This window comes from Roseivivax isoporae LMG 25204, from assembly GCF_000521865.1.
GTDB classification, from domain to species: Bacteria; Pseudomonadota; Alphaproteobacteria; order Rhodobacterales; family Rhodobacteraceae; genus Roseivivax; species Roseivivax isoporae.
Genome location: NZ_JAME01000004.1, coordinates 87,041 through 110,185 on the forward strand (window position 1 = coordinate 87,041; position 23,145 = coordinate 110,185).

General features: G+C 71.4%; 23 protein-coding genes. 14 read left to right on the forward strand and 9 right to left on the reverse strand.

The window, feature by feature from the left end; all coding sequences use genetic code 11:
• Window positions 1-65: 65 nt before the first annotated feature.
• The 3 genes from RISW2_RS03545 to RISW2_RS25790 are packed head-to-tail and all read left to right on the forward strand — an operon-like array spanning window position 66 to window position 2,764.
• Window positions 66-1,322 carry a formate dehydrogenase subunit gamma gene (locus tag RISW2_RS03545; RefSeq protein ID WP_084615235.1) on the forward strand — a complete coding sequence of 419 codons (1,257 nt, stop codon included), beginning with the start codon at window positions 66-68 and terminating at the stop codon, window positions 1,320-1,322.
• A 2-nt stretch (window positions 1,323-1,324) separates the two neighbouring features.
• Window positions 1,325-2,626, forward strand: a complete 1,302-nt coding sequence (locus RISW2_RS03550) for a c-type cytochrome (RefSeq protein WP_043766734.1) — start codon at window positions 1,325-1,327, stop codon at window positions 2,624-2,626.
• A gap of 12 nt (window positions 2,627-2,638) precedes the next feature.
• Entirely contained in the window at window positions 2,639-2,764 is a 126-nt protein-coding gene (locus tag RISW2_RS25790) for a hypothetical protein (protein ID WP_280113151.1), read from the forward strand.
• Between the two features lie 12 nt (window positions 2,765-2,776).
• Here the strand turns inward: RISW2_RS25790 and RISW2_RS03555 are convergent, their stop codons facing one another.
• On the reverse strand, window positions 2,777-3,289 hold the full coding sequence (locus RISW2_RS03555; protein ID WP_043766737.1) for a DUF2478 domain-containing protein: 513 nt from the start codon (window positions 3,287-3,289) through the stop codon (window positions 2,777-2,779).
• Window positions 3,290-3,365: 76 nt separating this feature from the next.
• Here RISW2_RS03555 and fdhD point away from each other — a divergent pair, with 76 nt between their 5' ends.
• From fdhD to RISW2_RS03575, 4 genes are read left to right on the forward strand one after another with little or no spacing between them, the layout of a single operon-like run.
• Window positions 3,366-4,238, forward strand: a complete 873-nt coding sequence (gene fdhD, locus RISW2_RS03560) for a formate dehydrogenase accessory sulfurtransferase FdhD (RefSeq protein WP_043766740.1) — start codon at window positions 3,366-3,368, stop codon at window positions 4,236-4,238.
• On the forward strand, window positions 4,231-4,851 hold the full coding sequence (mobA, locus tag RISW2_RS03565; protein ID WP_043766743.1) for a molybdenum cofactor guanylyltransferase MobA: 621 nt from the start codon (window positions 4,231-4,233) through the stop codon (window positions 4,849-4,851). The genes fdhD and mobA overlap by 8 nt, the downstream gene beginning before the upstream one ends.
• Window positions 4,848-5,342, forward strand: coding sequence for a molybdopterin-guanine dinucleotide biosynthesis protein B (gene mobB / locus RISW2_RS03570; RefSeq protein ID WP_043766746.1), 495 nt, complete (start codon window positions 4,848-4,850; stop codon window positions 5,340-5,342). Before mobA ends, mobB begins: the two co-directional genes overlap by 4 nt.
• Window positions 5,339-6,904 (forward strand): molybdopterin-binding protein, encoded by a 1,566-nt coding sequence (locus RISW2_RS03575; protein ID WP_341872003.1) that lies wholly within the window; start codon window positions 5,339-5,341, stop codon window positions 6,902-6,904. Before mobB ends, RISW2_RS03575 begins: the two co-directional genes overlap by 4 nt.
• A gap of 3 nt (window positions 6,905-6,907) precedes the next feature.
• Here the strand turns inward: RISW2_RS03575 and RISW2_RS03580 are convergent, their stop codons facing one another.
• From RISW2_RS03580 to RISW2_RS03595, 4 genes are all read right to left on the reverse strand, one after another.
• A complete protein-coding gene (locus tag RISW2_RS03580; protein ID WP_043766749.1) occupies window positions 6,908-7,138 on the reverse strand; it encodes a sulfurtransferase TusA family protein in 231 nt (76 codons plus the stop codon).
• A 64-nt stretch (window positions 7,139-7,202) separates the two neighbouring features.
• The gene (locus tag RISW2_RS03585) at window positions 7,203-8,996 is read right to left on the reverse strand and encodes a putative bifunctional diguanylate cyclase/phosphodiesterase (protein WP_156943775.1); all 1,794 of its coding nucleotides are present in this window, start codon (window positions 8,994-8,996) and stop codon (window positions 7,203-7,205) included.
• A 112-nt stretch (window positions 8,997-9,108) separates the two neighbouring features.
• A complete protein-coding gene (locus RISW2_RS03590; RefSeq protein WP_043766752.1) occupies window positions 9,109-10,401 on the reverse strand; it encodes a PQQ-dependent sugar dehydrogenase in 1,293 nt (430 codons plus the stop codon).
• Between the two features lie 173 nt (window positions 10,402-10,574).
• Window positions 10,575-10,889 carry a c-type cytochrome gene (locus RISW2_RS03595; RefSeq protein WP_043766755.1) on the reverse strand — a complete coding sequence of 105 codons (315 nt, stop codon included), beginning with the start codon at window positions 10,887-10,889 and terminating at the stop codon, window positions 10,575-10,577.
• 289 nt (window positions 10,890-11,178) lie between these two features.
• Here RISW2_RS03595 and RISW2_RS03600 point away from each other — a divergent pair, with 289 nt between their 5' ends.
• Window positions 11,179-12,471 (forward strand): hemolysin family protein, encoded by a 1,293-nt coding sequence (locus tag RISW2_RS03600; RefSeq protein ID WP_043766758.1) that lies wholly within the window; start codon window positions 11,179-11,181, stop codon window positions 12,469-12,471.
• A 255-nt stretch (window positions 12,472-12,726) separates the two neighbouring features.
• A complete protein-coding gene (locus RISW2_RS03605) occupies window positions 12,727-13,542 on the forward strand; it encodes a sulfite exporter TauE/SafE family protein (protein WP_043766761.1) in 816 nt (271 codons plus the stop codon).
• A gap of 12 nt (window positions 13,543-13,554) precedes the next feature.
• On the opposite strand, the gene RISW2_RS03610 is transcribed toward RISW2_RS03605, so the two are convergent.
• Window positions 13,555-14,580, reverse strand: a complete 1,026-nt coding sequence (locus RISW2_RS03610; RefSeq protein WP_043766765.1) for a LacI family DNA-binding transcriptional regulator — start codon at window positions 14,578-14,580, stop codon at window positions 13,555-13,557.
• Between the two features lie 148 nt (window positions 14,581-14,728).
• Between RISW2_RS03610 and RISW2_RS03615 the strand changes: the two genes are divergently transcribed.
• The 5 genes from RISW2_RS03615 to RISW2_RS03630 all read left to right on the forward strand — a co-directional run bounded on the left by RISW2_RS03615 (window position 14,729) and on the right by RISW2_RS03630 (window position 19,810).
• Window positions 14,729-15,670: a dihydrodipicolinate synthase family protein gene (locus tag RISW2_RS03615; RefSeq protein WP_043766768.1), complete on the forward strand. Its 942-nt coding sequence runs from the start codon at window positions 14,729-14,731 to the stop codon at window positions 15,668-15,670.
• A 58-nt stretch (window positions 15,671-15,728) separates the two neighbouring features.
• The gene (locus RISW2_RS25440) at window positions 15,729-16,037 is read left to right on the forward strand and encodes a TAXI family TRAP transporter solute-binding subunit (RefSeq protein ID WP_211238657.1); all 309 of its coding nucleotides are present in this window, start codon (window positions 15,729-15,731) and stop codon (window positions 16,035-16,037) included.
• 3 nt (window positions 16,038-16,040) lie between these two features.
• Entirely contained in the window at window positions 16,041-16,727 is a 687-nt protein-coding gene (locus tag RISW2_RS03620) for a TAXI family TRAP transporter solute-binding subunit (protein WP_211238658.1), read from the forward strand.
• Window positions 16,728-16,817: 90 nt separating this feature from the next.
• A complete protein-coding gene (locus RISW2_RS25595) occupies window positions 16,818-18,719 on the forward strand; it encodes a TRAP transporter permease (RefSeq protein ID WP_051491771.1) in 1,902 nt (633 codons plus the stop codon).
• A 5-nt stretch (window positions 18,720-18,724) separates the two neighbouring features.
• Window positions 18,725-19,810, forward strand: coding sequence for a TolB family protein (locus RISW2_RS03630; protein ID WP_043766983.1), 1,086 nt, complete (start codon window positions 18,725-18,727; stop codon window positions 19,808-19,810).
• A 15-nt stretch (window positions 19,811-19,825) separates the two neighbouring features.
• Here RISW2_RS03630 and RISW2_RS03635 read toward each other — a convergent pair whose 3' ends face one another.
• Genes RISW2_RS03635 through RISW2_RS23410 form a run of 3 tightly spaced genes read right to left on the reverse strand, consistent with a single transcriptional unit; the run spans window position 19,826 to window position 23,089 of the window.
• Entirely contained in the window at window positions 19,826-21,217 is a 1,392-nt protein-coding gene (locus RISW2_RS03635; protein ID WP_051491772.1) for an MmgE/PrpD family protein, read from the reverse strand.
• A gap of 17 nt (window positions 21,218-21,234) precedes the next feature.
• Window positions 21,235-22,545, reverse strand: coding sequence for a TRAP transporter large permease (locus RISW2_RS03640; RefSeq protein ID WP_043766771.1), 1,311 nt, complete (start codon window positions 22,543-22,545; stop codon window positions 21,235-21,237).
• 34 nt (window positions 22,546-22,579) lie between these two features.
• The gene (locus tag RISW2_RS23410) at window positions 22,580-23,089 is read right to left on the reverse strand and encodes a TRAP transporter small permease subunit (RefSeq protein ID WP_051491773.1); all 510 of its coding nucleotides are present in this window, start codon (window positions 23,087-23,089) and stop codon (window positions 22,580-22,582) included.
• Window positions 23,090-23,145 lie beyond the last annotated feature (56 nt).

The window sequence follows — 23,145 nt, forward strand, 5'->3', positions numbered from 1 at the left end:
CGGCCGGCCCTTGAACGAAGGCCCCGTGCGCGGCACGATGGGCGCTCTCCGGGGAGGACGGCAGCATGGCGACGACGGCATCGGGCGGCAGGGGATCGTCGGGTTTCGGGTGGTTCCTACTGATCGGTCTCGTTCTGGCGGTGGCGGGCGGCCTCTTCGTCCTGCGCAACGCCGAACCCGCGGGCCCGCCGCAGGAGGCGCTCGCCGAGGCGCGCGAGGCGGTGGGCGGGGCGTCGAGCCTCGAGGACATCCTCGCACGCCAGCAGGGCCTCGACGTGGACCGCACGCCGCGGGATTACGGCAGCGCGGCCGAGGGCGCGGACGAGATCCGCAGCCAGCTCGGCACGCTCGGCGGCACCTCGGATGCCGAGGTGTGGGAGGCGCTGCGCTTCGGCACCGCGGACGTGAGGGTGTCGGCGGGCGATGCGCCCGCGCGCGTGCTGATGCAGGACAACGGCATGTGGTGGCAGCAGTTCCGGCAGGGCCCGCTGTCCACCTGGGGCGGCATCCTGCTGCTCGGCACGATCGGCGTGCTGACGCTGTTCTTCCTCGTGCGCGGCCGCGTCCGGATCGGCAAGGGCAAGTCGGGCCGCACGATCCTGCGATTCACCGCCATCGAACGCTTCGCCCACTGGCTGCTCGCCGGCTCGTTCATCCTGCTGGGCCTGACGGGTCTCATCACGCTCTTCGGGCGCAAGGGCCTGATCCCGCTCATGGGCAAGGACGGCTACGCGACGCTCGCGCTCTATTCCAAGTGGATCCACAACAACGTCAGCTGGGCCTTCATGCTGGCCCTGGTTTTGGTGTTCCTGTTCTGGGTCTGGCACAACCTGCCTGACAAGACCGACCTCAACTGGATCGCCAAGGGCGGCGGCATCTTCGGCAAGGAGCATCCGCCGGCGAAGAAGTTCAACGCCGGGCAGAAGGTCATCTTCTGGTCGGTGGTGATCTTCGGGGCGTCGATCTCGGCCTCCGGCCTGTCGCTCCTCTTTCCGTTCGAGATCCCGATGTTCGCCAAGACCTTCGGCATCCTGAACGACATGGGCGTGCCGGCGATCCTCGGGCTCGATCCGTTCCCGGCGCAGCTCGCCCCGCACGAGGAGATGCAGTATGCGCAGCTCTGGCACGCGATCGTGGGCTTCGTGCTGATGGCGATCATCATCGCGCACATCTACATCGGCACGGTCGGCATGGAGGGCGCCTACGATGCCATGGGCAGCGGCCAGGTGGACGTGAACTGGGCCCGCGAGCACCATTCGATCTGGGCGGCCAAGGTCGAGGCCAAGCGTCGCGGCGGCCGCGCCGCCACACCTGCCGAATAGCGATGCGGGCGGCGCTGGCGCTCGTCCTCGCGGCGCTGTCGACGCCGCTGGCCGCCGAGGGCTTCCGCAGCTTCGCGGGCCACGGCGGCCCGGTCATGGACATCGCGGTGTCGGGCGACCGGGTGCTGACCGGCAGTTTCGACTACGCGGTCGGCCTGTGGCCGATCGGCGGCGGGGACCCGCGCTGGCTCGACGGTCATCGCGCGGCGGTCGTCGACGTGGCCTTCCTCGGGGACGGGCATGTGCTGTCGGCGGGTGACGATTTCACCGCGATCCTGTGGGACCTCGGCACCGGCACGATGGTGCGCCGGTTCGAGGGGCACCAGGGCAAGGTGACGGCGGTGCGCCCCTCGCCCGACGGGACGACGCTCGCCACGGCAAGCTGGGACGGCACCATCCGGCTCTGGGACATCGCGACGGGCGCGGAGCGCGCGGTCCTCGACGACCACGAGGGCAACGTCAACGACGTGGCATGGAGCACCGACGGCACGCATATCTACTCGGCCGGCTATGACGGCCTCGTGCTCGACTGGGACGTGGCGGCGCGGGAGCCGGTGCGCCGCCTCGCCGATCACGGCTTCGGGGTGAACGTGCTGGCGCGGGCGCCGGACGGGACGTGGCTCGCCTATGGCGGGCTCGACGGCGGCACCCGCATCCTCGACCTCGCCACGGGCGAGACGGTGGCGGACCTCTCCGGCGAACGGCGGCCCGTGCTGGCGCTGGCAGTGCCGCCCGCGGGGGACATGCTGGCCATCGGCGATGGCGAGGGGCACATCATGGTCGTGGGCGCGGCCGCGTGGAATGTCCTGCACGATTTCCGCGCCGCCGCGAACGGCCCGATCTGGGCGCTGGCCTTCACCCCCGACGGATCGGGGGTGATCGCGGGCGGCATCGCGGACGAGGCGTTCCTCTGGCCGCTCGCGGAGGCCACGTCGGAGGCGCCACAGATCGCCGAGGCCGCGCGCGCCTTCCACACCGATCCCGCAGCCGTGCCGAACGGCGAGCGGCAGTTCCTGCGCAAGTGTTCGGTCTGCCACACGCTCGGCCCCGACGGCGCGCGGCGCGCGGGGCCGTCGCTTGCCGGCGTCTTCGGGCGTGCGGCGGGCAGTCTGCCGGGCTATCCCTATTCCGACGCGCTCCGGCAGAGCGACATCGTCTGGACGGCCGAGACCATCGACGCGCTCTTCGCGCTTGGTCCCGACCACGTCACGCCGGGCTCGAAGATGCCCATGCAGCAGATCGCGCGTCCCGAGGATCGCGCGGACCTGATCGACTACCTTCGGCAGGCCACCGCCGCCAACTGAACGGAGACCCCCATGCCTTCGATGCTTCTTGCCTTCGTGTCGATCTTCGTCATCGCCTTCGGGGCCGAATACGGCCTCGAGCAGCTGGGCCTGTCGAGTGCCGCGACCCAGTCGGCAGACAGCGTTCGGCTCGAATAGGGGCGACGCGGCTCAGGCGGCGCGGTCACGCACCCGCGCGCGGGCCCAGGCAAAGAGCGCCTCGGGCTCGGGCGCCAGTTCCTCCGCCATGCCGTCGGCGATCTGCAGGAACGCCGCACGGTTCGCGTCGGACACCGACACCAGCACCGGCACGCCCTGCGACAGCGCCTCGCCGATCACCGGCAGGAAGCCGCGGCCGTCGCATTCCTGCTTGCCGAACTTGTTCACGATCAGCAGGTCGACGCGGGCATCGAGCGCGCCCGCGACCATCGCCGCCGCGCGTTCGAGCCCGTCGGGATCGAGCCGGCAGCCGCGGGCATGCTCGCCCAGGTCCTGGCTGATGCGCACGCGGCGCGTGCCCGCGAGCACGTGCAACTCCATGTGGCAGTGGCGACGCCCCGGGCGCTCGATGTTCTCCTGCACCGCGCCTGCGAGGTGGAGCCCCGCCTGCTGCAGGCGGCGGGCGAGTGCCGCCACCATGGGATCGGTGCCGCCCCGCTGGCGGCAGGTGAAGAACCCGAGCATCTGATCTCCCCGTGAGCGGGCCTTGCGGACCCGCGGCGCAGCCGACAAGATGCGCCGGAAGGAGGATACCGCCCCCATGCCCGACCGCAAGCCCATCCTGCCCGACCCGACGGATCCGCGGCTGACGCGGGCGGTCCTGGGGCGCGACCATACCGGCGCCGAGGTCGAGATCGCGGTGGTCGAGGAGCGCCCGCTGACGATCTTCCTCAACAGCCAGGAGATCGTGACCGCCATGACCATCGGCGATCACCCCGATTACCTCGCCGTGGGATTCCTGCGCAACCAGGGCATGCTGCGCGACGACGACGTGGTGACCGGCATCGACGTGGACGAGGAGACCGAGGTCGTCGTGGTGCGCACCGAGCGCGAGACGCGGCACGAGGAGAAGCTGAAGAAGAAGACCCGGACCTCGGGCTGTGCGGTGGGCACCGTCTTCGGCGACATGATGGAGGGGCTCGAGGGCCTGACCCTGCCCGCGGCCGAGTGCCGGACGAGCTGGCTCTATGCGCTCGCGCGCGAGATCAACACGATGCCGTCGCTCTACCTCGCGGCCGGCGCGATCCATGGCACGGTGCTGTGCCAGGCCGACCGCCCGCTCGTCTACATGGAGGATGTCGGGCGCCACAACGCGGTCGACAAGGTGGCGGGCTGGATGTTCCGCGAGGACGTGAGCCCCGCGGACAAGATCCTCTACACCACCGGCCGGCTCACGTCCGAGATGGTCATCAAGACCGCGCTCATGGGCATCCCGGTCCTCGCCTCGCGGTCGGGCTTCACCGCCTGGGGCGTCGAGATCGCCCGCCAGGTCGGGCTGACGCTGATCGGGCGGCTGCGCGGCCAGCGGTTCGTCTGCCTCGCGGGCGAGGAGCGGCTCGTGCGCGATGCCGATCCGGGCGCCGTGTCGGACGAGGGGACGCGCCACCGGCGCAAGGCGGCGGCCCTTGACTGACCTCCTGCCCGCGGTGGTGCTGGCCGGCGGCGCGGCGACGCGGATGGGCGGCGGCGACAAGCCGCTCCGCACGCTTGCGGGGCGCCCCATCCTCGCCCACGTGCTCGACCGGATCGGTCCGCAATGCGGGCCGGTGGCGCTGAACGCGAACGGCGATCCCGCGCGGCTCGGGGCGTGGGGCCTCCCGGTCCTGCCCGACACGCTGCCCGACCGGCCGGGTCCGCTGGCCGGCGTGCTGGCCGGGCTCGACTGGGCGGCGGACCTCGGGGCGGAGGCCGTGGTCAGCGTCGCGGGCGACACGCCGTTCTTCCCCGCGGATCTCGTGGCCCGGCTGCGCGGGGCGGCGGCGCCCTCGGGTCTCGCCCTGGCCGCGACGCCCGACGCGGAGGGCGTGCTGCGGCGGCACCCGACCTTCGGGCTCTGGCCCGTGGCGCTGCGCCACGACCTGCGCGCCGCGCTCGGGGACGGGCTGCGCAAGGTGGTGCTCTGGACCGACCGCCACGGCGCGGGCACGGCGACCTTCGCGACCGATCCGTTCGATCCCTTCTTCAACATCAACCGCCCCGAGGACATCGACGCCGCCGAGGCGCTGCTCGCGGGGGCGGCGCGGTGAGGGTCTACGGCGTCACGGGGTGGAAGAACACCGGCAAGACCGGGCTGGTGGTCCGGCTGGTCGCGCATTTCGCGGGACAGGGCCTGCGCGTCGCCACGGTCAAGCATGCCCACCACGCGACCGAGACCGACCGGCCGGGCACCGACAGCTATCGCCACCGCGAGGCCGGCGCGGCCGAGGTGCTGGTCGCCTCACCGCATCGCTGGGCGCTGATGGCCGAGCTCGCGGGGGCGCCAGAGCCGCCGCTGTCCGAGCTCCTGGGGCGGCTCTCGCCCGCCGACCTCGTGCTGATCGAGGGCTACAAGTCCGAGCCGCACCCGAAGATCGAGACGCACCGGGCTGCCGCCGGCCGCGATCTCTTGGCGCCGACGTCCGCGTCGGTGCGTGCGGTCGCGTCCGACACGCCGCTCGACGGGATCGGCGTGCCGCTCTTCGATCTCGACGACACCGCCGGCATCGCGGCCTTCATCGCGGCCGAGGTCGGCCTGTGAGGGTCGTGGTCATCGACGGCGCGCGCACGGCCTGGGCCGAGGGCGACGCGACGGGGCTCGATCCCGTGGACCTTGCCGCCGACGTGGTGGGCGTGGGACCGGAGAGCGCGGGGCAGCCGGGCGTGGCGCTCGACCCCGCGGCGCTCGCGGCCGAGGCCGAGGCCGAGGCGCGCCGGTCGGGCGGCGCGCCCGAGGCGTGGCGGATGCGGCTCGCCGCGGCCGCGCTTCTCGCCATCGCGCGGTCCGGCACGCCGCCGCGGGTGCTCGACGCCGTGGCGCTCAGGCGGGCGGTGCCGTCGACGCTGGTGCCGCCGCGCCTGCGCGACGATTGTTTCGCCATGCCGCAGGGCGTCGCGTGGATCCCGGTCGACGACGCGCTGGCGCGCCTGCGCGCGGGACTGCACGCGGTCACGGGATCCCATACGGTGCCGCTGGCGGATGCCGGGGGCCGGGTGCTGGCGCGCGAGGTCACCGCGCTGCGGTCGAACCCGCCCGCAGCGAACGCGGCTGTCGACGGCTACGGGTTTGCCCACGCGTCGATTGGCGTGGGGCCGCAGCGCCTGCCGCTCGTGCGGGGCCGGGCGGCGGCGGGCCAGCCCTTCGCCGGGGCGGTGCCGCCGGGCGCGGCGGTGCGCATCCTGACGGGCGCGATCCTGCCCGAGGGCGTCGACACCGTGGTGCTCGAGGAGGACTGCGCCAGCGACGGTGCGGCGGTCGTGTTCGACGGCCCGGTGAAGCCCGGAGCCAACACTCGCCGCGCGGGCGAGGACGTGGTGGCGGGCACGCCGGCCTTCGGCGCGGGCCACGTGCTGCGGGCGCCGGATCTCGCGCTCCTGTCGGCGCTCGGGGTGTCCGAGGTGCCGGTGCGCGCGCGGCTCCGGGTTGGGGTGCTGTCCACCGGCGACGAGCTTGCCGACCGGGTCGCGGCGGACGCGCCGCCGCACGTGATCGCGGATGCGAACCGGCCGATGCTCCTGTCGCTGCTCGCGGGCTGGGGGATCGACGCGGTCGATCTCGGGCGGGCGCCCGACGATGCGGACGACATCGCGCGCCGGCTCGACCACGGGGCGGCGACGTGCGACGCGATCCTCACCTCGGGCGGCGCCTCGGCCGGGGACGAGGATCACATGTCGCGGCTCCTGCGCACGCGGGGCACGCTGCAGAGCTGGCGCATCGCGCTGAAGCCGGGACGTCCTCTGGCGCTGGCGCTCTGGGACGGCGTGCCGGTCTTCGGCCTGCCCGGCAACCCGGTCGCGGCCTTCGTCTGCGCGCTCGTCTTCGCGCGGCCCGCCCTGTCGATGCTGTCGGGGGCGGGGTGGACCGAACCCCCGGGTTTCACCGTGCCGGCGGCATTCTCGAAATCGAAGAAGCCGGGCCGGCGCGAGTTCCTGCGCGCCCGGCTCGACGCGCAGGGCCGGGCAGATGTGTTCCGGTCCGAAGGCTCGGGACGCATCTCGGGCCTCGCCTGGGCCACGGGCCTGGTGGAGCTGCCGGATGGCGCAGCCGAGATCGCGCCGGGCGACCCGGTGACGTTCCGGCCCTATGCGGGCTTCGGCGTCTGAGGCTCAGCCGCCCTTGCGGATGAAGTGGTAGGTGACGCCGTCGCCCTCCTCGGCGCCGAGATAGGCGTGACCGGCCTCGGCGCAGAAATGCGGCACGTCCACCACCGCGGCGGGATCGGTCGCGGCGAGCCGCAGCACCGCGCCGGGCGCGAGGGGGACGAGCCGCTTGCGCGCCCGCAGGACCGGCAGCGGGCATTTCAGCCCGACGGCGTCCACGTCCTCGTCGCTGTGCATGTGCCGTCCTCCGTTCCCGATGCCCGGTCCGCGCGGCGGACGCTAGCGCCCCGGGCGGGCGACCTCAAGCGGTGCGGTGCGCGGACCGCGCGGCGGCCCAGGAGAGGAGGTCGCCGCGGTCGAGCGGCGGCGACACGTAATATCCCTGCAGGAGGTCGCAGCCCATCTCGCGCACGAGCCGCGCATGTTCGGCGGTCTCGATCCCCTCTGCGGTCATGGGGATCCCGAGGCCATGGCACATCTCGGCGATGGCGCGGACCATGGCGCCGGCGCCGCGCGTGTCCTCGAGCGCCGCGCGCACGATCTGGCTGTCGAGCTTGACCCGGTCCGGCCGGATCTTGAGCAGGGAGGTGAGCGAGGCGCGGCCGCTGCCGAAATCGTCGACCTCGATCAGGATGCCGCGCTCGCGCAGGGCGTCGAACACCCACGCGATTTCGTCGAAGTCGCGGTCGACATCCACCGCCTCGAGGATCTCAAGGCTGAGGCGGAAGCCGTCGCAGGGCCCGGACGGCAGTTGCTGGACGAACGGCCCCTCGGTCAGGCGGCCCATGCTGACATTGACCGACACGGTCGAGAGCGCATGCCCCGCCGCGACCAGAGCGCGGCCGGTGGCAATCGCGTGGTCGCAGATCAGCCGGTCGACGGTGGGCACGAGGCCCAGATCCTCGGCGATGCCGAGAAAGGCCTGTGGCCCGAGCAGGCCGCGGACCGGGTGGCGCCAGCGCGCGAGCGCCTCGAAGCCCACGAGCGTTCCGTCGGCCGCATCCACCTGCGGCTGGTACTGCGCCTCGATCTCGCCGCGGGAGAGCCCCGCGAGCAGGTCGTCGGACAGCGCCTTGCGCGCCTCGACCCGGTGGCGCAGGTCTGCGTTGAACAGCAGGTTGCGGTTGCGCCCGCCCTTCTTGGCCTCGTAGAGCGCGATGTCGGCGTCGGCCTGCATCCGCGGCAGGTCGGCGGCGGGGCCAAGCGCGATGCCGATGCTCGCCCCGAAGCGCAGCGTCTTGCCGTTCCAGTCCACGGGTTCGCTGCACTGGCTGAGGATGCGCTGCGCGGCGGCCATCGCCCGGCGCCGGTCGCAGGGCGGCGTGAGCACCAGCACGAACTCGTCGCCGCCGACGCGTGCCACGACGTCCTCGCGCCGGACGCTGCGGGTCAGAACCTCGGCCACGCGGCGCAGCGCGAAGTCGCCGGCGGCATGGCCGAAGACGCTGTTGATCGGCTTGAAGCGGTCGAGGTCCACGTGCAGGAGACCGAAGCGCGCGGATTTCGGGCAGGTGCGGGCAAGCTCGGCCACCGCGCGTTCCAGTCCGCGGCGGTTCCGCAGGCCGGTGAGGGAATCGGTGGTCGCCGCGACCTCGAGCGCGGCGGCCTTTTCCCGCAGTTCCTGCTTGCGGCGCTTGATCTCGGTCACGTCCACGCGGAATCCGGCCGTGTCGCCGTTGGGCAAGCGGACCTCGTGGATCTGCAGGTGGCGCCCGCCGGGCAGTTCCTGCGCGATGGGCCCCCGCGGCGCGCGGTGCCGTTCGAGCCGTTCGGCGAGCCACGCCTCTTCCCGTCCCGCGGCCTCGGGATACTGGCCGTGGGCGAGGCCCGCGCGCAGGATCTCCTCGAACGTGGCGCCGATGCGGATCGCGCCGGCGGAGGCGGCGTAGAGGTCGCGGTACTTGGTGTTGAAGAGCGCGACGCGGTCCTCGGCGTCGTAGAGGACGAAGGCGTCGGGCAGCGCCTCGATCGCGGCCCAGAGCCGGTCCTCGGCGGCCCGTGCGGCCCGGCGCGCGCCGGCCAGTTCGGCGGCACGCCGCCAGCGGCCCTGGGCGGCCGATGCGTCGTCGGGGCGCGGTGTCCCTGCCTCAGTCATGGCGCCGATCTGTCCCAAGCCCTGGTCCCGCGGACCACGAGGGCCATGGATGCACCAGAAAGCTTACGAAGCCGTTAGTGCGCGCCGCCCGGGTCGGGCGGCGCGCGGTCGCTCAGTTGCCCGGGGTGAGCTTGTGGATCATGCCCTCGTCGACCGCGGTGTAGAGGCTGCCGTCGGGCCCGAGCACCAGCGAGCGGAAGCGGCCCGCTTCCATGGGCAGGGTCATCTCGGTCACGTCCACGACCTCGGTGCCCTCCTCGTTGAACTCGATGACGTCGATCCGCTGGCCGATGGGCGTCCCGCCGAAGCCGATGCCCATGATGCCGACCGCCATGGCGCCGTTCCAGTCGCCCCACTGCTCGCCCTCGAGGAAGACCGCCGAGGAGGTGCCCTGCGACCAGCCGTTGTTGGTCCAGACCGGGGGCATGGCGTCGGGATAGGTGTCGAAGTCGGTCATCGGCATGAAGGCCGCGCGCTCGTAGCGGTTCATCCCGTCGTTCTGGTTCGGGCTGTAGCCGCAGTAATCGTCGGGGCAGTCGCCGCGCCCGGCCATGTTCGGACGCGGATCCCAGCCGCCGTTCCCGCCATTCGTGAGCACCGTGATCTCGTCGGAATGCCAGGGCCCGTGCTCGGCCGTGATCGTGGCGCCGGTGTCCGGATGGAAGGCGATGCCCTGCACGTTGCGGTGCCCGTAGGTGTAGGTGCGCGGGTCGAAGCCCTCGGGCGGGCTGTTGTCGGGGTGTCCGTTGCCGTCGGTGTCCATCCGCAGCACCTTGGAGCCCATGATGGTCGGGCTCTGGGGGATTTCCTCGTTGTGGTTGTCCCCGGTGGTGAGCCAGAGCGCGCCGTCGGGGCCGAACCGGACCCGGCCGCCATTGTGCGCGCCGGGGCCGCCGAACGGATGGTCCGAGGCCGCCATCTTGTAGGGCACGTCATCGACGATGTCGGTGCGGTCCGACACGCCGGTGAAGTCCTCGTTCACCACGAGGCGCATCAGCCGGTTGGTGTGCGGGTCCGACATGTTCGAGGTCGAATAGACGTAGATGCGGCGGTTGTCGGCGAAGGACGGATCGACCGCCACTCCCATCATGCCGGCCTGGCCCTCGCAGAAGAGGTCGTCGGCGGTGTCGGGATAGCTCTCGCTGCCGCCCATGCCGAGCAGCGCGTTCACCGTGCCGTCGGGCATCCGCACCGACAGGCCCTTGCACTTCTCGGTGAAGAACATCGTGCCGTCCTCGAGGAAGGCCATGTCCCACGGGTTCTCGAGATCCTCGAGCACGACCTCGTGCTGCAGGCTCGTGGTGTTCATGCCCGACTGCGCGAGGGCGGCGGTCGCGGTCATCGCGGCCCCCGCGACGACCGGCAGGACAAGCGCGGCGAGGGATCTTCTCGGTGGTTGAAGCATTGTTTCCTCCCTGAAACGTGCGCCGTCGGCCGGGCGCCGGGCCATTCTGCGATGACGCTGCGTCAGGCCGACTCTCGGGACGGTAGAAAAGAAGGAAACACCCGGCAGCTTATTTCGTCGCCCGAAGGGGTTGCGGCGGGGGCCGGGTCGGATCCGGCCCCCCGGCGCGGGGCTCAGTCGAAGGCAGTGGTGATGTAGCCCGCGAGGTTCGCGATGTCGGCGTCCGACAGCTCCTTCGCGTGCGGGATCATCAGCATCGAGTTCGGGCCGATCTTCTCGCCGTCGCGGTAGCGCTCGAGCCGCTCGGTCAGGTAGTCCGCGTCCTTGTCCGACAGCCGCGGATAGCTCGCGATCCCCTGCGCCTTCGGGCCGTGACAGTTGCGGCAGACGCCCTGGTAGGTTTCCTCGCCCGCCGCGATGTCGGCCTCCGCATGGGCCGCCCCCGCACCGCCAAGCGCGAACAGGACCAGGAACATGGCGCGTTTCATGTGATGACTTCCCCTCGAGGCCATTGCGCAGGATGCCGCGCGCCGGCCGGTCCGGTCGCGCCAGATCCCGACGCTACCGGTTCCGCGGCGTCGATCAAGCCGATTGTCGCGGGGTCGTATCGGGCTCGCGGATGCGGCGGAAGCACTTTTGCCGCGGGCGGCGAGCCTCTACATACGGAACCGGACCGCCCGCCCGCGCGTCCAGAAAGGCGGCACCGCCGGGTACCGCCCGCGGGGGCGCCGGTCATCCGTCACAGCCGCGCCGGGTGGCGCGGGAACGAGGTCCCTCATGGTTCTGGAAATGTCGATCGTCCTGGCGCTGATCGTGCTGAACGGCGTCCTCGCGATGTCCGAGCTCGCGGTCGTGTCCTCGCGCCCCGCGCGGCTCGAGACACGGGCGCGGCAGGGCGACCGGGGCGCGCGCGCGGCGCTGCGCCTGGCCGAGGAGCCGGGGCGCTTCCTGTCGAGCGTGCAGATCGGCATCACGCTGGTCGGCATCCTGTCGGGCGCGCTCTCGGGCGCGACGCTCGGCCTGCGGCTGGCGACGGTGCTGCCCGAGGTCGGTGTGCCCGAGCGCTTCGCGCAGGAGGTGGGCGTGGGCATCGTCGTCGTGGTCATCACCTACCTGTCGCTGATCGTCGGCGAACTGGTCCCGAAGCAGATCGCGCTCTCGAATCCCGAGGCGGTCGCCGCCCGCGTGGCCCCGGCGATGCAGCTTCTCGCGCGGATCGCGCTGCCGCTCGTCTGGGTCCTCGACCGCTCGGGCGCGCTGGTCCTCGCGCTGCTCGGCCAGTCGGGCCGGCGCGAGACCACGGTCAGCGACGAGGAGATCCGGCTGGTGATCTCGGAGGCCGCGGGCGCCGGCGTGATCGAGACCGCCGAGACCGAGATGATCGCGGGGGTGATGCGGGTCGCGGACCGCACCGCGCGCGGCCTGATGACGCCGCGCCACGACGTCGAGATCGCGGACGCGCGCGAGAGCCGGGCAGAAGTCCTCGCCCGGTTCGCGGCCTCGGGACGCTCGCGCCTGCCGCTGCGCGACGGGGGCGCGGACGACATCGTGGGAATCCTGCACAGCCGCGACGTGCTGCTCGCGCCGGCCGAGGCCTTCGTGCCGCGGGACATCGCCGTGGCGGTGCCGGTTGTGCACGAGGCGCTCGCCGCGACCGAGGTGATCGAGCGGCTCAAGACGGCGCCCGCGCACATGCTGCTCGTCTACGACGAGTACGGCCATTTCGAGGGCGTCATCACGCCCATGGACATCCTCGGCGCGATCACCGGCGGCTTCGACGAGACCGAGCGCGACGAGCCGAAGCTGGTGGAGCGGCCGGACGGGTCGATGCTCGTCGCGGGCTGGATGCCGGTCGACGAGTTCGCCGCGCGCCTCGGGATCGAGATCGAGCCCGAGCGCGATTTCGAGACGGTGGGCGGCCTCGTCCTCGACCGCGCCGGCGTCCTGCCGGACGTGGCCCAGCACGTCACCATCGGCGACTGGCGCATCGAGGTCGTCGATCTCGACGGGCGCCGCATCGACAAGCTGCTCGTCTCCCGCACCGCACCCATGCCGCCCGACGCGGCCTGACCCGTCGCCCGCGCGACGTCAGTCGAGGACCCATCCGGGGATGCCGTGCGCGCCGCGCGGTGGCTTTGCCCATCTCGTCTTCTATGCGCATGCCGGCGATGTCCGCAGGTCTCGGACGCGGAGCGGAGCTCGTCCGTGGTGGAGATGTTCATCGTGGTCGGTGCCGCGGGGAGCCTCCCGCAGGCCATCTTGGGCGTGGCATGCGGCGCGGTTGCGGGTTAGGTCCGCAGGCGACGGAACCGCGCGGGACGCTGCATGACCTTCGACGACCTCTGGCTTTTCCTGCCGCTCCTCCTCGCCACCGGCGGGTTCTCGGGCGTGATCTCGGGTCTTCTGGGGATCGGCGGGGGCATCTTTCTCGTGCCGGTGTTCCTGTTCGTCTTCACCCGGTTCGGGGTGTCGGACGCGGTGGTGATGCAGCTCTGCGTCGGAACCTCGACCGCCACCGTGGTCGCGACCTCGCTGCGCTCGGTGCTGAGCCACCACAAGCGCGGGGCGGTGGACGTCGCGGCGCTGCGGCTCTTCGCGCCCTGGCTGTCCGTCGGCGCCGTGGGCGGCGTAATCGCCGCCACCTCGATGCGGTCGGACACGCTGATGGCGGTGTTCGGCACGATCGCGCTGGTGATGGGCTTCTACATCCTTGCGGGCAATCCGAGATGGCGGGTGGCCGAGACGCTGCCGCGCCGGCGGGTGGCGGCCCCGCTCGGCGGGTTCATCGGCTTCGTCTGCGCGATGATGGGGATCGGCGGCGGCACGTTCGGCGTACCGACCCTGACGGCGTTCGGGCGCAGCGTGCACGTGGCGATCGCCACCGCGGCGGGGTTCGGGTTGCTCGTGTCGCTGCCCGCGGCCCTGGCCTACCTGGTCCGGACACCCTCCGCCCCGGTGCCACCCCTGACCGCCGGCTTCGTGAGCCTGCCGGCTTTCGCGGTCACGGTGATCGCGACCTTCCTGACGGTGCCGATCGGCGTCCGGCTGGCGCATGTCCTGCCGGCGCAGACGCTGCGCCGCGTCTTCGCGGCCTTCATCATCCTCGCGGCCCTCAACATGCTGCGCAAGGCGTTCGGCTGATCCCGCCGTGCGCTAGCGCGCCGCGGTGGACCGGCGCGGGATGAGCGAGGGCGTCACGACCCGCAGGCGGTCGTCGTCGGCAAGATCCGTCGCGGTCAGCAGGTCGAGCGCCGCGGCCGCGATCTGGTCGAAGGGCACGCGCACGGTGGTCAGCGGAACGGGCAGGCGACTGACGATGGGGATGTCGTTGTAGCCCACGAGCGAGATGTCCTCGGGCACCGACAGGCCGCGCCGCGCGATGGCGGACAGGGCACCGATCGCGGTGTTGTCGTTCACCGCGAAGATGGCCGATGGCGGCGCGTCGAGAGACAGGAGCCTCTGCGTCGCCTCGGCGCCCGATTCGATGCTGAAGGTCGATCCGACGACCAGCGCGGGATCGACTTCGAGGCCGGCTTCCGTCATGGCCTGGCGGTAGCCCTCGACGCGGCCCTGCGCCGAGGTGGCGTAGTCCGGGCCGGTCAGGATGCCGATGCGCCGGTGCCCGAGATCGGTCAGGTGCCGCGTCGCGAGGTAGCCGCCCAGCCGGTCGTCGCCCACCGCGGCAAGGCTCCGACCGTTGTGGCGCAGCGCCAGAACGTAAGGCACGTCGCGCGCAGCCAGCTCGGCGGTGAAGTCGCTGCCCCGGCGCGCGGTCGACAGCACCAGCCCGTCCACGCCCCGGCGCAGGAGCGCGTCCGCCGCCTTGCGGTCGGCCTCGGGTTCGTCGTCGGTGGTGGCGACGATGGTGAAGTGCCCGGTCCGCGCCGCGGCGCGCGCGAGCGCCTCGTAGAGCATCGCCATCACCGTGTCCGTCAGGCGGGGCACGATCACGCCGATCATGCCGGTCGTGCCACGCCGAAGGCTCGAGGCCGAGACGTCGCGCACGTAGCCGAGCTTTTCCGCGATGCGGCGGACATGGCGGGCCTTCTCGGTGTCCGACCGCGGCAGGCGTTCGTCGAGCATCCGCGACACGGTCGATTTCGACACTCCGGCAGCCTTCGCGACGTCGTGCAGCGTCACGCGCACCTTCTCCTTGCCGCGTCTGTCTTCGGGATACATGCGCCTTCCTCCTGCCGGCTGCTCGGGCCGCCTTCCGAAAACTAGCACTTGACTCGTGCGTGCTGCAATGGGAATTTGGGAACGTTCCCACAAACGTTCCCAAACGCGCCGTGGGTCGGACATCGTCTCGCACAGGAGGAGCTACACAATGCAACCCATGGATCTTCGCGGCCTCAACCCGGCCCCCGTCACCGCGTTCACCAGGGACGGTGCGCTGGATATCGAGGCGAACGTGCGCATCGCCAAATGGCTCGCGAGCTTCGAGGACGTGAAGTCTCTGGTCATCCTCGGCCACGCGGGCGAAGGCACGTTCCTGACCACGGACGAGCGGCTGGAGCTCATTCGCGCCTACAAGGATGCGGTCGACATCCCCATCATCGCGGGCATCACCGGCGAGGGCACGAAGGTCGCCGCCGAGGAGGCCAGGCGCTCGCACGATGCCGGCGCGACCGGCGCGCTGGTCTATCCCAACCACGGCTGGCTGCGCTTCGGCTTCCAGAAGGGCGCGCCGCAGGACCGCTACAAGGCGATCCACGAGGAGGGCGGCCTGCAGACGATCCTCTTCCAGTACCCCGATGCCACCAAGGCGTGCTACGACCTCGACACCCAGCTCGAGATCGCGGCGCAGCCGGGCTGCGTCGCCACCAAGAACGGCGTGCGCAACATGAAGCGCTGGTACACCGAGATCCCCGAACTGCGCGCGGCGCAGCCGGATCTGCAGATCCTGTCGTGCCACGACGAATGGCTGCTGCCGACCATGTTTGACGTGGACGGCCTCCTTGTGGGCTACGGCAACATCGCGCCCGAGCTGCTGATCGCGCTGATCAAGGCTGGCAAGGCGCAGGACTACACCGCCGCGCGCAAGGTCCACGAGCAGCTTCTGCCGGTGACCAAGGCGGTGTACCACCGCGGCTCGCACATGGAGGGGACGGTCGCTCTCAAGATCGGTCTGCGCCATCGCGGGCTCCTTGACCACGCGACGATCCGCGAGCCGCTCAAGGATCTCGGCGCCGCGGCGGAGCGCGAGATCGAGGCCGCGTTCGACGCCGCGGGCATCGGCCGGGTCGAAAGCCGCATGGCGGCCGAGTGACGCAGACAGCGGCCCCCGCGGCACCCGCGGGGGCATCCGGAGCAAGGGAGGAAAAGGCATGTTGGACTTCATCCGCAAGCGGGCCCGGTCGGCGGCGCTTGCCGCGAGTGTGGCCGCGCTCGGCGCGACCGCCGTCGCGGCGCAGGACATCCGCATCGGCGCGATGCGCGAGGGCTCGTCCTGGTACGTCTTCGCCGCGACGCTCGAGCAGATCATCGAGCCGATCCTCGGCGGCAACTCGGTCGAGGTGATCGCGCGGGGCGGCGGCGTCGCCAACCCGATGGTCGTGCAGAACGGCAAGGCCGAGATCGCCCTGTCGAACGTCGCCTCGGCCGTGTGGGCCAGCCAGGGGGCCGACGTCTACTAGGGCATGGCTGCACCCGACATCCGCGCGCTCGTCGGTGGGCTGAACAACGTCTACGTGGGCGTGATCGCGCGGCAGGATTTCGTCGAGGCCCGCGGCACGCGCGACCTCGCGGAGATCCTCGGCTCGGACGAACCCGTGCGCGTGCTGATGAAGCCGGTCGGGTCCTCCGCGGTGCCGGTGGCCGAGATGATCTTCGAGAGCCTCGGCACCAGCGTCGACGACATAAAGTCGAATGGCGGCGAGGTCACGCAGGTGGATACCGGCCAGATCGCCGACCAGATGCGCAACGGCGCCGCGGATCTCTACATCGACACGATGATCAAGGGGCATCCCGCGATCACGGAGGTCGCGCTGACCACGGACGTGACGTTCCTCGACCTGCCGCAGGCGGCGCTCGACCTGCTGACCTCGAACGGCCTGACCGAAGGCAGCTACGGACCCTGGTTCGAGGGCCAGGAGGGCGAGACCGTCGGCGCCAACCTCGGCACCGTGCTGATCGCCAGCGCCGCGCTCGACGAGGAAACCGCCTACCAGGTCACCAAGGCGATCATCGAGAACGCCGAGGCGCTCAAGTCGTCGCACGGTGCCTGGGCTGCGTTCGATCCGGCCGCCGCGATGACGCCCGAGAACACCGGCGTGCCGCTGCACCCGGGCGCGCAACGCTATTACGAGGAAGCGGGCCTGATGTAGGGCCCACCCGAGCCGCGCCGCCACAGGGAGGGCGCCGCGGCCGCACCGCCGGACAGACAGACCACGTCGCGCGCTCCAAGGGAGGAGATCATGCTCGCAGGTTCCCGAAACACCCCGGCCCGGCTGCTTGCCTTCGGGATCGGTGTCGCCTTCATCGCCTTCCAGATCTGGCTGCTCTTCTCGCCGCAGCAGCCGCTTCTGGCGCGGCCGATCCACCTGTGCTTCGCGCTGGTCCTGCTGTTCCTCTACAAGCCCTTCCGCGCCGCTGCGCTGCCGGCCTGGGCCTGCCGCGCCGTCGACGTGGTCGCCATCGGCGCGGCGCTGGCGGTCGGCACCTACTACCTCGCCGGCTTCGAGCGGCTGACCACGCGAATGGAGAACGTCTCGCCGATCTTCCCGGTCGACATCGCCATGGGGGCGACGCTGGTCCTGCTGCTGCTCGAGGGATCGCGCCGCGCGGTGGGCTGGATCCTCGTCTGGGTGGTCCTCGCCTTCATCGCCTACGCGTTCTGGGGAGACGTGCTGCCCGGCTGGCTGAACTTCCGCGGTTTCGGCGTCGAGGCGGCGACCGAGATCACGACGATGACGACCGCGGGCGTGCTCGGCATCACCACGTCGACCTCGATCAGCTTCGTCTTCTATTTCGTGCTCTTCGGCGCGTTTTACGCCGCGGTGGGGGGCGGCCAGCTGTTCATCGACCTCGCGATCCGCGCGGCGGGCCGTGCCACCGGCGGGACCGCGAAGGCCGCGATCATCGGCTCCTCCCTCATGGGCTCGATCAGCGGCTCGGCCGTGGCCAACGTGGTCTCGACCGGCGTCTTCACCATCCCGCTGATGAAGCGCACCGGGCTCTCGGCGCATCGCGCGGCGGGGATCGAGGCGATCGCCTCGACCGGCGGTCAGCTCATGCCCCCGATCATGGGCGTCGCCGCCTTCATCATGGCAGAGCTCCTCGGCATGCCCTATGCGCAGATCGCGCTCGCGGGCCTCATCCCGGCGGTGGCGTTCTACCTGGCGCTGCTGCTCGTGGTGGACCTCGGCGCGCGCCGCGACGGCATCCGCGCGCTGACCGCCGCCGAGGTGGCCGACACCGAACGCCTCGGCCCGCGCATCCACCTGATCCTGCCGCCGCTCCTGCTCATCGGGCTTCTCGTCGGCGGCTATTCCGCCTCCTACGCGGCGGTTCTCGCCACGGTGTCGTGCCTCGTCGTGCCGTTCCTGCGGCGGTCGACCCGGATCGGCTGGTCCGAGATCGCGGACGGCTTCCGCGAGGCGCCGCGGCAGGCGGCCGAGGTGGCCGTGCCCATCGCCGCCATCGGCATCATCATCGCCGTCGCGGTGCAGTCGAACCTCGCGCTCAAGTTCGCGGGCTCACTCCTGTCGCTTTCCGAGGGGTCGGTCTACGCGTCGCTCGCGCTTGCCATGGTCGGATGCATCGTCATGGGCATGGGCCTGCCGACGGTCGCCGCCTACATCATCGGCGCGGTGCTCTTCGTCCCGGCGCTCGAGGATCTCGGCATCCAGCCGCTCGCCGCGCATTTCTTCATCTTCTACTACTGCGTCCTGTCCATGGTGACGCCCCCAGTCGCGCTCGCGTCCTTCGCCGCGGCCGCCGTCGGCGACGCGTCGGCGGTCCGGACCAGCATCTCGGCCTTCGGGCTGAGCCTCGTGGCCTTCTTCGTGCCCTTCGGCTTCGTCTTCGACATGGGCGTCCTGGCGCAGGGCAGCGCGGTCGAGATCGGCGTGAGCGCGCTGTCGCTGCTCGTGTCGACCGCGCTCTGGGCCGTGGCGTTCGGCGGATGGTGCGGCCGGCCGCTCTCCTGGGGCGCGCGCGTGCCGATCGGCATGGCCGGGCTCGTCGGCGTGATCGCCCCGTCGGGCACGCCGCTCTGGCTTGCCGCGGTGGCGGCGGGCTGGCTCCTCGTCGGCGGCATCGCGCTGTTCTCGCGCCGCGCCGGTGCCCGTCCGGTCTTCGTCAAGCCCGCGGAGTGAGCGTCGTGCCCGACAGCCTGCACCCCACCCGCGGACGCATCGTCGAGGAGCGGGACGACATCGTCGTGCGCCAGGTGACCGAGGGCGCCGCGATCCATCACCATCCGTTCTTCTTCGTCAATGCCTGGGACCGCGAGATGACCTTTCTCGTCCTGGTCTCGCACCGGACGGGCCGGCCGCAGATCTGGCTCGAATGGCAGGAGACGGGCGCGCTCGTCCAGCTGACCGACGATCCGGCACTGGCGGAATGGTCGGTGATCCCGTCGAAGGACGGGCGCTGGATCTACTTCGTCTCGGGACAGGAGGGCAAACGCGTCTCGCCGCGGGACGGCTCGGTCGAGGTGCTGGTCGCGTTCGGCGGGGCGGAGATGCGCGAGGCGGGCATGGTCGGCGCCGCGATGGGGACCACGGCGCTCTCGGCCTCGGGCCGCTACTGGGCGGTCCCGGTCAAGACGGGCGGGGTCAGCCGCTTCTGGATGATCGACACCGGGCGCGGCACCGCCGACGTCTTCCTCGAAAGTCCGACCATCGGCCATCCGCAATTCTGCCCCGACGACGACGACCTCATCCTCTACGCGGGCCCGATGACCGACCGCGTCTGGGTGACCGATCGCGCGGGCAACCGCCGCCGCATCTTCGAGCGGCGCCACGACATGCAGTGGATCACCCACGAGGTCTGGCGGCCCGGCCATCGCAGCGTCCTTTTTGTCGACTGGCCGAACGGCATGGGCGAGATCGACGTGGACACCGGCGCCGTCGGCACCGTCACGGGTTTTCCCGTCTGGCACGGTGCGCCCGACCCGGGCGGCAGGCGGCTCGTGTGCGACACGAACTTTCCGGATCGGGGCCTTTTCGCGCTCGACCTCGACGGGGTCAGTGTCCCGCGGTTCCTGCACGCGCCCGGGGCGTCCTCGCAGGGCGCGCACTGGGCGCATCCGTTTCCCTACAACGATGGCCCGGTCACGGTGCATGCCCCGCAGCACACCCACCCGCATCCGCGCTTTTCCCCGGACGGTCGGCAGGTCGTCTTCACCTCGGATCGGACGGGACATGCGCAGGTCTACGTGGCGACGCTGCGCGACACCGGCTGACCGCGCCCGCGCGCCTCAGGCGCGGGCGGCTTCGTGCCGCGCCGCCGCGCCGGTCATGTCCCGCACGAGGCTGCCCCAGCGCAGGCCGTCGCCGGCGCCCCCGAGGATCGGCGCCAGGCGATCGGCGCCGCCGGGATAGGCCGCGTCGATGGAACGGCGTCCCTTCTCGCGGATTTCGTCGGGCGTGAACGGGCGATCCGGGCCGCCGCGCGCGCTGCGGCATTCGCCGGTCAGCGTCCGTCCGCTGCCGAGCGTGATGCGCACGCGCGCGGGGCGATCCTCTGGCGCCGGCAGGGCGGGCTCGAACGGCACGAGCGTCACGCGGTCCCGCACCGCGGCAAAACCCGCATCGGACAGCGTGTCGGGATGGAACGCGCCGGCATCGGCTGCCCCCGTGAGGAGCGTCGCCGCCGCAACATGCTGCATCGAGAACTTGGCGGCGAGCGTGGTCCGCGGCGCGGCGTTCTCGAGCTTCAGGGCCTTCTCGTGGGTCTCGATCCGGATCTCGGAGATGTCCGCCGCGTCGAGGACGTGACCGTCGAGTGCGCCCTGGATCGCCTCGACCGTCGAATGGGCGTACTGACAGCAGGCGTGCATCTTGTGGTAGCCTTGGCTCACCGCCCAGTCGGACCCGAGGTCCGCGGACAGCGCCTCTGGCTCCGCATCCGCGCCGAGGATGTCGCAGAACACGGCGCGCAGGCTCGAAGACGTTCCGGCGATGCCGATCTCGGCCCAGTCGACGGCCCGCAGGCCGTTCTGCGCGCAATGCCCCGGCCAGACATTGCGCACCAGCGCCCCCTCGACCGCGTGTCCGAAGGGGCCCGGCACGACCAGCGTCGCGGCGCCCGTGAGCGCGTCGAGGCGGGTTGCGGCGTCGTGGCCGCGCAGATGCGCCACCGCGGCGGCCGCCCCGATCGTGGCGAGACCGCCATGCGGATGCAGCTTCAGCGCGGGAAAGCTGAATGCCTTCGCCACGCGGGCGACCGTCTCGTAGCCCACCACGAGCGCCGCCAGCAGGTCGGGCACCGCGGCATCCGCGGCTTCGGCCTCGGCCAGGAGCGCGGGCAGGACGTAGAGCGCCGCATGGCAGACGACCGGGCGGAAGCCGCCGTCGAGTTCGCACCAGTCGGCCGCGCTGCCGTTGCCAAGCGCCGCGCTGTAGCGGTCGGTGCGGGTCGACCCGCCGTCGAACACGGTGGCCTCGGCGCGCCCTCCGCTTTCGGCGATCTTGCGGCGCAGGGCCCGGACCTCGGGTTCGTCCCGCGCGGCGAGCATCGCGCCCAGGTCGTCCCAGAGGATCAGCGCGGCGCGGCGCCGGATGTCCGCGGGCACGGCGTCCGGGGTCAGCCCGGCGGACCAGTCCGTCAGGGTGCGCAGGTGGGCGAAGATCGGGTCAGGCGGCGTCATGTCGGCTCCTTCCGGCGTCAGCCGGCGATCGAGGGCAGGAAGGTCGCGATCTCGGGGAAGAGGATCAGCAGCATCAGCACCAGCGCCTCGAGCCCGATGAAGGGCGCGACGCCGCGGAAGACGTCGCCGAGGCTGAGCGGCACGGGCGAGGCGCTGCGCACCACGTAGACGTTGAGCCCGACGGGCGGCGTGATGAGGGAGATCTCCGCCATCTTCACCGCGATGACACCCAGCCAGACCGGGTCGTAACCGACCTCGGTCATCACCGGGAACATCACCGGCAGCGTCATGATCATGATCGCGATGGGCTCGATGAACATGCCGAGGATCAGGAACAGGAGCGCGAAGGCCATGAGATAGGCGAAGGGCGGCAGCCCGAGGCCCAGCACCGCCTCGGACACCGTGGCGACGAGCCCGGTATAGGTCAGGAAGCGGGCGAACAGCATGCCGCCGATGATCACGGTGAAGATGGTCGAGCTTGTCAGCACCGCGTCGCGGAAGGTCTCGGCCAGCACGCCCGCCTTGGCGCGCCGCTTGAGCAGGACGATGACGAAGGCGCCGAAGGCCCCGACCGCGCCGGCATAGGTCGGCACGAAGAAGCCGCCGTAGATGCCCCCGATCACCAGCGAGAAGAGCAGGACGATCCCCCAGACGTTCTTGAGCGACGAGAGCTTTTCCGACATCGGGATCGGCTTGTCGGGCCGCGGCGCGATCTCGGGGTTCCGCCGGACCATGACGTAGATGCCGACCAGGAAGACCACGGCGGTCAGCAGGCCCGGCACCAGTCCCGCGATCAGGAGGATGCCGACCGATTGTTCGGTGATGATCGCGTAGATCACCATCAGGACGCTCGGGGGGATCATCGCGGCGAGCGTGCCCGAGGCGGCGATCGAGCCCGCGGAGAGCTGCTTGGAATAGCCGAGCTTCGTCATCTCGGGCATGGCCATGCGGGTGAAGACGGCGGCGTTCACGATGGTCGATCCCGACGCCGCGCCGAACGCGGCGGAGGCGATCGTGGTGGTCATCGCGAGCCCGCCGGGCAGCCGCGAGACCCAGTTGTAGGCCGCGTGGTAGAGCTCCGTGGTCAGCCCCGCCTGCGTCGCGAGCGAACCCATCAGGATGAACAGGGGAATGACCGCGAGCGTGAAGGAGTTCGTGGTGCTGAAGGGCACCGTGGCCAGCTGGGCCATCGCCGCGCCCGAGCCGATGGTCAGCGTCATGCCGAGAAGGCCGGCAAGTCCGAGCGAGACGCCGATATGCGCGCCCGAGATGAGCAGGAACGCGACCAGCGCGATGACGATGAGGGCGGCCGTCACGGGATCGAACACGTGGGAAACCTTTCTGGGGGCGGAGCGGGGCAGGTCAGCCCAGCTCGAAGTCCTTCGGCTGGCCGAAGGTCGCGAAGTCCTTCAGCAGGTCGAGGCAGAGTTGAACGATGTAGAGGCCGGCCCCGAGCACGACGGCGATGCGCGCGGGCAGGAGCGGGAAGCTCACGAGTCCCGACGTGGCCTCGCCGATCTGGTAGCTGAAGAGCGCCTCGTTGTAGGCCTGCCAGGTCAGCAGGCCGAAGAAGACGATGCCGCTCAGCGAGGCCACGATGTCCATGACGGATCGGAGCTTCGGCCCGGCCTGGAGATAGGCCAGTTCCACCCTGAGGTGCCGCTGCCGGATCTGGGCGTAGGCGAGTCCGCCGAAGACGATCAGCACCATGGTGCTTTCGGTGACTTCGAGCGCGCCGGGCAGCGGCTTGTTGAAGAGCGAGCCGATCACGTCGCCCATGCCGAGGAACATCGAGATCATCAGCCCGACGCCGCCCAGCAGCACGGCGAGGAACGCCATGGGCTCGATGATCCGTTGTGCACGGTCCAGCATTGCCAGTCTCCGTCATGCCAAGGCGCGGGCGGCACCTCGGCCGCCCGCGTGGAATC